Annotated in this window: 11 protein-coding genes; all 11 read left to right on the top strand. The window is 61.0% G+C overall.

From position 1 onward, the window contains the following. Nucleotides 1-151 precede the first annotated feature (151 nt). Nucleotides 152-526, top strand: coding sequence for a 4a-hydroxytetrahydrobiopterin dehydratase (locus tag H0V34_00980; protein MBA2490322.1), 375 nt, complete (start codon nt 152-154; stop codon nt 524-526). 103 nt (nt 527-629) lie between these two features. Continuing rightward, entirely contained in the window at nt 630-935 is a 306-nt protein-coding gene (locus H0V34_00975; protein MBA2490321.1) for a 4Fe-4S binding protein, read from the top strand. 86 nt (nt 936-1,021) lie between these two features. Continuing rightward, the gene (locus tag H0V34_00970) at nt 1,022-1,426 is read left to right on the top strand and encodes a formylmethanofuran dehydrogenase (protein MBA2490320.1); all 405 of its coding nucleotides are present in this window, start codon (nt 1,022-1,024) and stop codon (nt 1,424-1,426) included. Nucleotides 1,427-1,438: 12 nt separating this feature from the next. Further along, entirely contained in the window at nt 1,439-2,773 is a 1,335-nt protein-coding gene (locus H0V34_00965) for a formylmethanofuran dehydrogenase subunit B (protein ID MBA2490319.1), read from the top strand. A gap of 31 nt (nt 2,774-2,804) precedes the next feature. Continuing rightward, entirely contained in the window at nt 2,805-3,059 is a 255-nt protein-coding gene (locus tag H0V34_00960) for a hypothetical protein (protein ID MBA2490318.1), read from the top strand. An 85-nt stretch (nt 3,060-3,144) separates the two neighbouring features. Beyond that, on the top strand, nt 3,145-4,794 hold the full coding sequence (locus tag H0V34_00955; GenBank protein ID MBA2490317.1) for a formylmethanofuran dehydrogenase subunit A: 1,650 nt from the start codon (nt 3,145-3,147) through the stop codon (nt 4,792-4,794). Nucleotides 4,795-4,836: 42 nt separating this feature from the next. Continuing rightward, nucleotides 4,837-5,790, top strand: coding sequence for a formylmethanofuran--tetrahydromethanopterin N-formyltransferase (fhcD, locus tag H0V34_00950; protein ID MBA2490316.1), 954 nt, complete (start codon nt 4,837-4,839; stop codon nt 5,788-5,790). Beyond that, nucleotides 5,787-6,608, top strand: a complete 822-nt coding sequence (locus H0V34_00945; GenBank protein ID MBA2490315.1) for a formylmethanofuran dehydrogenase subunit C — start codon at nt 5,787-5,789, stop codon at nt 6,606-6,608. The genes fhcD and H0V34_00945 overlap by 4 nt, the downstream gene beginning before the upstream one ends. Further along, on the top strand, nt 6,605-6,910 hold the full coding sequence (locus tag H0V34_00940; GenBank protein MBA2490314.1) for a 4Fe-4S binding protein: 306 nt from the start codon (nt 6,605-6,607) through the stop codon (nt 6,908-6,910). Before H0V34_00945 ends, H0V34_00940 begins: the two co-directional genes overlap by 4 nt. Nucleotides 6,911-7,116: 206 nt before the next feature. Further along, the gene (locus H0V34_00935) at nt 7,117-8,502 is read left to right on the top strand and encodes an NADP oxidoreductase (GenBank protein ID MBA2490313.1); all 1,386 of its coding nucleotides are present in this window, start codon (nt 7,117-7,119) and stop codon (nt 8,500-8,502) included. Between the two features lie 230 nt (nt 8,503-8,732). After that, on the top strand, nt 8,733-8,961 hold a 229-nt coding region (locus H0V34_00930; GenBank protein ID MBA2490312.1), incomplete at its 3' end, for an NYN domain-containing protein.

Below are 8,961 nucleotides of genomic sequence, written 5' to 3'. Positions count from 1 at the left end.
GCCCGGTTCTCGCCGTCGCGCCCGGGGCGTATCATGCACAGCATTCGTAACGCTTTTTGCCCGCCCTGCGGGCACAGCGGGTGAAATAGTGCCACTATCTATGTGGACATTTGGGGGCGAGAAAGTTTTCTTAACTTTACCGGAGATTGCCATGGCAAGAGATGACAAGGTTTATAGTGAAGAGGAGATTCGCGCGCGGCTGGAGAAGGAGTTGCCCCACTGGTATTACGAAGACGGCTGGATCCGGCGCAAGTACAAGACCAGCGGCTGGAAAGGCACCTTGATGGTGATCACAACCGTCGGCCACCTGGCGGAGGCCGCATTTCATCATCCGGACATTTCCGCGTCGTACGCATTTGTGATCGTCAAGCTGGTGAATCACGCTGCCAAAGGCGTGACCGACAAGGACTTCGAGCTGGCGAAAAAAATCGAGGACGTGATCCAGTGGCAGCCCGGCAAGGAGGGCGGCGCGCTGGATGGTACCCCAGACGATGCGCGCTTCAAGTACATCAAGTACGACGACTAGCGCGATTGAGGACGGACGGCCTCGCGGACATGCAGACATTGGCTGTCGAGCAACCCGGACGATCGTCAATCCCTACGTATTGACCTTAAACTCAGGAGGCTGAATGACAACCGTGGTAACGGGCAACTGTCAACGCTGTCGGTTCACCGATTGCGTGACGGTGTGCCCCGTCGCGTGTTTTCACGGCGACGACGAGATGATTTATATCGATAACGAAGTCTGCATCGATTGCGGCGCCTGTATTCCCGAGTGTCCCGTGCAGGCGATTTACGAGGAATCGGACATTCCCGACGACATGCGGGAGTGGATAGCGATCAACGCCGAGCGCGCGCCCGAACTGCCAGTGATCGAGGACAAGCAGGATCCGTTGCCCGGGGCGGAAGAGAGAAAAGCGGAACTGGGCTTTTGAGCCGCGCCTTCGATTTGGGCGCGCGTGAACGCCGAAACTCATTGATGGATGCCCGTATTTGTAGCTAATGGCCATGTGTTGTCTGTATGATTCAGGTTCATCAGCATGCTGCGGTAAACCCCATGGCCGAGACCATGATCCTGATCCCCGGACGCACCAGTAAGCAGGGCACCTCGCTGAACGCCGGCAAGCTGAAGGACGCTTACCGCGCGGTCACTTCTACCGCCGAGATGAACGCCGACGACATGGTTAGACTGGAACTCAAAGACGGCGACAGGCTTCGGCTGCGCTCGGCGTTTGGTGAAACCGAGGTTCGATGCAAAGGACGGAAACCCACCGATTTACCCGCAGGCATGTTGTTCATCGCGTATGGCCCGCCCTCCAGTCAATTGATGAGCGGCGATACGGCCGGCAGCGGTATGCCGCTTTCCAAGAACATCGAAGTGGAAGTCGAAAAGATCGACGAGACATCGTCGGCGCAAAACGCTTAGCCGGAGGCCATGATGACCGAGAACACCCGCCTGGTTGAGCACGCAACCTGCACCTTCTGCGGCTGCGTGTGCGACGACATGGATCTCACGGTGGATCTGGACGCAAAACGCATCACCAAGGCCAAGAACGCCTGCGTGCTGGGGCGCGCCTGGTTTGCCGAACACACGATCGAAGACCGGCCCTTCGCGCTGATCGACGGCAAACCGGCCACCACCGAACAGGGCGTGGAAGCCGCCGCCCGGATTCTGGTCGGGGCGCGCTTCCCCATCATCTATGGCCTGAGCGACACCACCTGCGAGGCCCAGAAGCAGGCGGTCGCCATCGGCGACATGATTCACGGCACGATCGACACCACCACGTCGGTGTGTCACGGCCCCTCGGGCATCGCTTTCCAGGGTGTGGGGGAGAGCACCGCGACCCTGGGCGAGATCAAGAACCGCGCGGACCTGGTGGTTTACTGGGGCGGCAATCCGGCGGAATCGCATCCGCGCCACTTCACGCGTTACGCGGTGACGCCCAAGGGCATGTACGTGCCCAACGGCAGGAAAGATCGTACCGTGGTGCTGGTGGACGTGCGCCGCACCCCGAGCGCGCCGGTCGCGGACATCTTCATACAGGTCAGGCCCGGCAAGGACTTCGAGGTGCTGTGGACCTTGCGCGCGCTGGTCAAGGGCCGCAAGGTGGACCCGAAGATTGCGGACACGACCGGTGTGCCACTCAGCGTGCTGGAGGATCTGGCGCGGCGCATGAAGTCCTGCCGCTATGGCGTTCTTTTCTTTGGCATGGGCCTGACAATGACGCGGGGACGTCATTTCAACTCCGGCGCCGTGCTGGCGCTCGCGACCGACCTCAACGAGTTCACGCACTTCGTCGCCAAGCCGGTGCGCGGTCACGGCAACGTCACGGGCGCGGACAATGTCGTTTCCTGGCAGACGGGTTACCCGTTCGGGGTCAACTTCAGCCGTGGCTACCCGCGCTTCAATCCCGGCGAATTCACCACGGTCGATACGCTGGCGCGCGGCGATGCCGACGCCGCGCTCATCATCGCTTCGGACCCGGCGTCCAATTTTCCGAAATCCTCGGTCGAACATCTGAAGAAAATACCCGTAATCGTGCTGGACACCAAACCCACGGACACCACGCAACTCGCTAAAGTCGCGTTCACGACCGCGACCTACGGCATCAACACGGGCGGCACGGTGTATCGCATGGATGACGTGCCTATTACCTTGCGGCCCGCGTTTGAATCGCCTTACCCGAGCGATGAAGCGATCCTCATGGCGATCAAGCGACGGGTTGCCGAACTGCTGACAGAGAAATCAGCGACGACGCAGAAGGTGGCTTGATGGTACATCAAGGGCTGAAAAGGAGAGAAGGGTGACGGTTAGTGAATTTGAAGACGCTGTTTGGGCTCTTGAAGGGGTGCGCATTGTTATTCGAGCACCTGCAGAGACTATCGTCGGCGATTACGATTTTCGGAATGCAGCTAATGAGCGCTGGGGCACCACTCAATGGCTGAGAAACAGAGTTGAACCAAGGGTTGATGGCAATCCGATATCAGTCCTGCAGGGTGATGGGGAAGAGCCTCACGGAAGGGTTATCTTGCGAACTCTGCGCGCAAGTTATGCATGATAACCTTTAGATCGTCGTCGCGTGCCAATCAAGGATGCTGCGATTGTGAGTGATTGCCAGCTAGCTGAGTGTGTTCTTAGCTTCGGTGGCTGACCCGCTGCGCATCGCCAACGGCCGCGTTTACGATCCGGCCAATGGTGTCGATGGCGAGGTGCGCGAGATTTGTATCGAGGACGGACGCATCGTCGCCACAGTCCCGCCCGATGCAAAGAAGATCGACGCGCAAGGCATGGTCGTCATGCCCGGCGGCGTGGATATTCATTGCCACATCGCCGGACCCAAGGTCAACCTGGCGCGCAAACTTCAGCCCGAGGACCACCGCCTGGACGTGCACCCTGGCACGCCCCTGACCCGTTCGGGCACGGGCGGCATCGTGCCATCGACGTTCGCGACCGGCTACCGCTACGCGGGGATGGGTTATACCACCGCGATGGAGGCCGCCGTGACGCCCATTGGCGCGCGCCACGTGCTGGAGGAACTACACGACACGCCCATCATCGACAAAGGCTTTTACGTGCTGCTGGGCAACAACGTGTTGCTGTACCGGCTGCTCAAGGAAAAACGCCACGAGGAGTTCCGCGAAGCGGTCGCCTGGTGGGTCAACGCCGCCAAGGCTTATACGGTCAAGCTGGTCAATCCGGGTAGCGACGAACTGTGGAAGGGGCGTCGCAATGCCAACATTACCGATCTCAACGAGAACATCGATCAGTTCGATCTGACGCCGGCGCAGGTGATCAGCGCTTTCATCGACGCCGTCAACGATCTCAAGCTTCCGCACCCGCCGCATATCCACTGCAACAATCTCGGTCACAGCGGCAATTTCGACACCACGGTGGGCACCATGGAAGCGGCCCGCGGACGTCGCGCGCACATGGCGCATATCCAGTTTCACAGCTACGGCGGCGAGCCCGGCAAGAATCCCACTTCCAGGGGGCCGGAGATCGCCGAGTACATCAACACGCATCCCAACATTAGCGCCGACGTCGGCCAGGTGATGTTCGGCAAGGCCACCGCCATGACGGCGGACGCGCCGCTTGCTTATATGCTTCGCGGCATCAGCGGCAATAAATGGATTAACGCCGATACCGAGTGCGAGAGCGGCTGCGGCATCGTGCCGTTCACGTACCAGGAGCACGTGCACGTGCACGCCCTGCAATGGGCAATCGGACTGGAGTTGTTTTTGTTGTCGAAAGACCCGTGGCGGCTGGTGTTGTCCACCGATCATCCCAATGGTGGCTCCTTCATGATGTATCCGCGCCTGATCCGCCTGCTCATGGATCGCGAGTTTCGCAACGAACAGATCGCGAAGGTCAATCAGAAAGCGATCGCCAAGACCATTCTCAAGGACAACATCGCGCGCGAATACACGTTGAACGAGATCGCGATCATCACCCGCGCGGGCCCGGCGCGGCTGCTGGGGCTCAAAAACAAGGGTCACCTGGGCGTAGGCGCCGACGCCGACATCACGATCTATGACGAGATGGACGACAAGGAACAGATGTTCAACGCGCCGCGCTACGTGATCAAGGACGGCAACATCATCATCGAAGACCACGAAATCCGCATGGATTACGGTGGCCGCATTCTGCACGCCACACCGGAGTACGACGGCGCGATCGAGCAGGTGATCCGGCCGTTCTTCGAGGATTATTATTCGATCCGCTTCGATAACTACGCGGTGGCGGATAGTTATCTGCACCGGCACGAGGTGATAGCGCCGGAGACGAAGAATTAACGAGGTGCACGTCACACTTTAAGAGCGACTTGCGAAAAAGTAATGCGCCTTCAGTCCGCCGAAATCGTCGACACGTTCGCCGAGGCCTTCGAAATGTGGGTCTCGCGTGTGATCGTGACCGCCGCGACAATAGAGTGGGCGCGGGCGGCTGCACAAAGCATGACTGGTTTCGCCACCTCGGTGATTCGTTGCAAGTGCGAGGCGGCGGTCGAGCGAGAATTAGAACCTGACGAAACGCCGGACCGACGTCCGGGCGTATCCGTATTGCTGTTCACAATCACGGAAGACGGCATGGCCGCGCGGCTGATCGAGCGTGTCGGCCAGTGCGTCATGACCTGCCCGACCACCGCCTGCTACAACGGCCTGAAGACGCAGAGAAGCGTGATCGTGGGCGGTCGTTTGCGGTACTTCGGCGACGGCTGGCAGATCAGCAAAGTGCTGGGCGGCCGGCGTCTGTGGCGCGTGCCGGTGATGGAGGGCGAATTTCTGGTGGACGACCGCTTCGGCGTCCAACCCGCGGTCGGCGGCGGCAATCTCCTGATCCTCGGCGCCTATTCGGAGACGGCACTGGACGCGGCCGCCGCGGCCGCCACCGTCATGCGGCAGGTGCGCGGCGTGATACTGCCGTTCCCGCAGGGGGTCGTGCGCTGCGGTAGCAAGATCGGGTCGCAGTACAAGGGCCTCATCGCTTCGACCAGCCATACGTACTGCCCGACGTTGCGCGCGGTCGCCAGCGACACGCAACTTGGAGACCAAATAAACAGCGTATTCGAAATCGTCGTCGATGGGGTGGATCTGCACGCCGTGGAAGAGGCGATGCGCCGCGGCATCCATGTGGCGGCGGAGCATGGCGCGTTGCAGATCTCGGCCGGCAACTACGGCGGCAGCCTGGGAAAATACCACGTGCACCTGCACGGGCTGCTGAACGGTCAGGCGCCCGACAGCGACATGCCCGGCCCCGTCGCCACGCCGCCGGGCCCGCCGGCGCCGTCATGAGCCTGAGCCTCGAACTGTACACCGCGCCGCGGGTGCCGCTGGAGGCGGAAGTCATCAGTCCGGCCGCGCTGAAAGGCTTGAGCGCATCCGGGATCGCCGCCCTCAACCTCAATTACGGCAACGAACTGGTTCCGCTGGGCGATTTTTTCAGGATCAAGGGCAGCTTCAACGGCGAACTGCATATCGCAGGAGACCTCTCGCGGGTAAAGCTCGTGGGCGCCCGCATGAGCGCCGGGCGGATCGTAATCCAGGGCGATGCCGGCATGCATTTAGGTCTGGGCATGTCCGGCGGCGAGATCGAGGTGCGTGGCAACGCCGCGGACTGGGTCGGCCCGGAAATGAGCGGCGGGCGGATTCTCGTCACCGGCAGCGCCGGCCACATGGTTGGCGCGGCGTATCGGGGCAGCCCGGCGGGCATGCAGGGCGGCGAGATCATCGTGTATGGCAACGTGGGCAACGAGACCGGCAACGCCATGCGGCGTGGGCTGATCGCGGTTGGCGGCGACAGCGGCGATTTCACCGGCGTCAACATGCTGGCGGGCAGCATTATCGTGCTGGGCAGTCTGGGCGCGCGCACCGGCGCCGGCATGAAGCGTGGCACCATCGTTTCCATGCGGGACGCGCCAGTGCTGCCGACATTCAGCTATGCTTGCACCTACCATCCGCTGTTTTTGCGTTTCTATTTGTTACACCTGGCGGCGCTCGGCCTGCCCATCGAACCGGATTATATCGACGGCCGCTACCAACGCTTAAGCGGCGATTCCATCGAGCTGAATCGTGGTGAAATTCTGATTTACGAGAGCAGGAGATCGACATGACGACCATCGTCACCGGTAACTGTCAACGTTGCCGCTTCACCGATTGTGTAACCGTGTGCCCCGTCGCCTGTTTTCACGGCGACGACGAGATGCTTTATATCGACAGCGAGGTCTGCATCGATTGCGGCGCGTGTATTCCCGAATGTCCGGTGCAGGCGATCTACGAGGATTCCGATATCCCCGACGACTTGACAAAGTGGATAGCCATAAATGCCGAGCGCGCGCCCGACCTGCCGGTGATCGAAGACAAGCAGGACCCGCTGCCAGGCGCCGAGGAGCGCCGGGCCGAGCTGGGTTTCTAGGCGAGATCGGCCACGGAAACCACGGAAAGACACGGAAGATAGAATGCTCGAAAGCGGGAAGCCAACGTATCGGCTAGAGTCAAATGGTTCCGCGTGGGAACACAGGCATGCCCGGATTCGCTTGTCTCCCCCAGCCCGCTTGATCTTGCAATTTGATCATTTACCTTCCGTGTTCTTCTGTGGGTTCCGTGGCTATAAGTTAATCGATGACTGACCAGATCGGCACTGAGCAAAATCCCCTGCGGGCGGCCATCATCGGCAGCGGGCCCAGCGGTTTCTACGCCACCGAAGCGCTGCTGAAGTCCGGGCTGGACGTTCGAATCGACATGTTCGAACGCCTGCCGGCGCCGTTCGGGCTGGTGCGCAACGGCGTTGCGCCCGACCATCCCAAACTGAAAGAGGCCATCCTGGTTTACACCCGGATCGCCGCGCATCCGCGCTTTAATTTTCTCGGCAATGTGACCATCGGACGCGACATCGGCATCGAAGACCTGCGCGCCAGCTATCATGCGGTGTTGTTCGCGTGCGGGGCGGAGAGCGATCGGCGGCTCGGCATCCCCGGTGACGATTTGCCCGGCAGCCACACCGCCACCGAGTTCGTCGGCTGGTACAACGGCCATCCAGATTACCGCGATCGCGAATTCGACCTGTCCAGCGAAGTCGCGGTGGTCGTCGGGCAGGGCAACGTGGCGGTGGACGTGTGCCGCATCCTTGCCAAGACGGTTGATGAGCTCAAACATACGGACATCGCTCGACACGCGCTGGAGCGACTGGCCGAGAGCAAGATCCGCGGGATCCACATGCTCGGCCGGCGCGGCCCTGCGCAGGCCAAATTCACGCACGTGGAGTTGCGCGAACTTGGCGAACTGGCTGACTGCGAGCCGGTGGTCAAGCCACAAGACCTGAATCTCAACTCCGCGAGCGAAACCGAACTGGCCGACAAACGCAACCGCACTGCGATCAAAAACATGGAGATTCTGCGCGCGTTCGCGGCGCGTGCGGGTTCGAATAAGGGCCGGCGGTGTTTTATCCGGTTTCTGGAAAGCCCTGTCAAGATCAAGGGCAAAAGCAGGCTTGAGCGCTTGATCCTGGCCAAAAATCGCCTTGAGGGAGAACCGGGCCGACAGGTTGCGCGCGAGACCGGCGAGACCGTCGAACTTGACTGCGGGCTTTTATTCCGGAGCATCGGGTACCGGGGCGTGCCGTTGCCGGGGCTGCCGTTCGACGAGCGTCGCGGCGTTTTGCCCAACGTCGACGGACGCATCACCGACGCGCAGGGAAAGGTGCTGCCGGGCCTCTACTGCGCGGGCTGGATCAAGCGTGGTCCGAGCGGCATCATCGGCACCAATCGCGCGGACAGCGTGGCCACGGTCAAGGCCATGCTGGCGGACATCGAGGCCGGCGGGATCGATACCTCGGTGAAACAGGGGGCGCAAGCGATTTATCCGCAACTCGCGGCGCGCGGAGTGCGCGCGCTGGGATTCCCCGCATGGCTGAAGATCGACGCCGCCGAAATCGCGTGCGGTGAAGCGGCCGGCAAGCCACGCGAGAAATTCACCCGCACCGCTGAGATGCTGGCTCTGCTGGACTGAAGGACACCGCATGCCTACAAGAAACGAATTAAATTTGCGCCAGCTACAACCAAGCAGAGTATCTGGACGAGAGCCGGACGATGATGATGCAGCAGTAAACGGAAAGGGGGCAGCCACGGATGACCCGCAGGGCAGTTTGAGTTAAAATTGCGCACTACTACCCCGGTGGCTTCGGCTGCCGGGCGCGGGGCCTCCTCTGGAGGCCCTTGCTTTTTCTGAGGCAGAGCAACATGCCAAGGCCGCTTTACCGCACCATCGTCTATGTGGATGGCTTCAATTTCTATTACGGCGAAGTCCGGGGGACTCCCTGGAAATGGTTAGACCCGGCGGCACTATTCCAGAAGGTACGGGGGCCGCAGAACAATTTGGTGAAAGTTAAATATTTCACAGCGCGCGTGCAGCCCTCGCCCAACGATCCCAACGTCAACATCCGGCAGGACGTCTACATGCGCGCCTTGC

The organism is Gammaproteobacteria bacterium (genome assembly GCA_013696315.1).
GTDB lineage: Bacteria > Pseudomonadota > Gammaproteobacteria > JACCYU01 > JACCYU01 > JACCYU01.
This window is presented reverse-complemented; position numbering and strand designations above follow the sequence as displayed.

Coding starts and splice junctions, on each gene's coding strand:
- fhcD (MBA2490316.1), top strand. CDS start 4,837: ATGCGCCTTCAGTCCGCCGAAATCGTCGACACGTTCGCCGAGGCCTTC.
- H0V34_00970 (MBA2490320.1), top strand. CDS start 1,022: ATGATTCAGGTTCATCAGCATGCTGCGGTAAACCCCATGGCCGAGACC.
- H0V34_00935 (MBA2490313.1), top strand. CDS start 7,117: ATGACTGACCAGATCGGCACTGAGCAAAATCCCCTGCGGGCGGCCATC.
- H0V34_00940 (MBA2490314.1), top strand. CDS start 6,605: ATGACGACCATCGTCACCGGTAACTGTCAACGTTGCCGCTTCACCGAT.
- H0V34_00945 (MBA2490315.1), top strand. CDS start 5,787: ATGAGCCTGAGCCTCGAACTGTACACCGCGCCGCGGGTGCCGCTGGAG.
- H0V34_00980 (MBA2490322.1), top strand. CDS start 152: ATGGCAAGAGATGACAAGGTTTATAGTGAAGAGGAGATTCGCGCGCGG.
- H0V34_00975 (MBA2490321.1), top strand. CDS start 630: ATGACAACCGTGGTAACGGGCAACTGTCAACGCTGTCGGTTCACCGAT.
- H0V34_00965 (MBA2490319.1), top strand. CDS start 1,439: ATGACCGAGAACACCCGCCTGGTTGAGCACGCAACCTGCACCTTCTGC.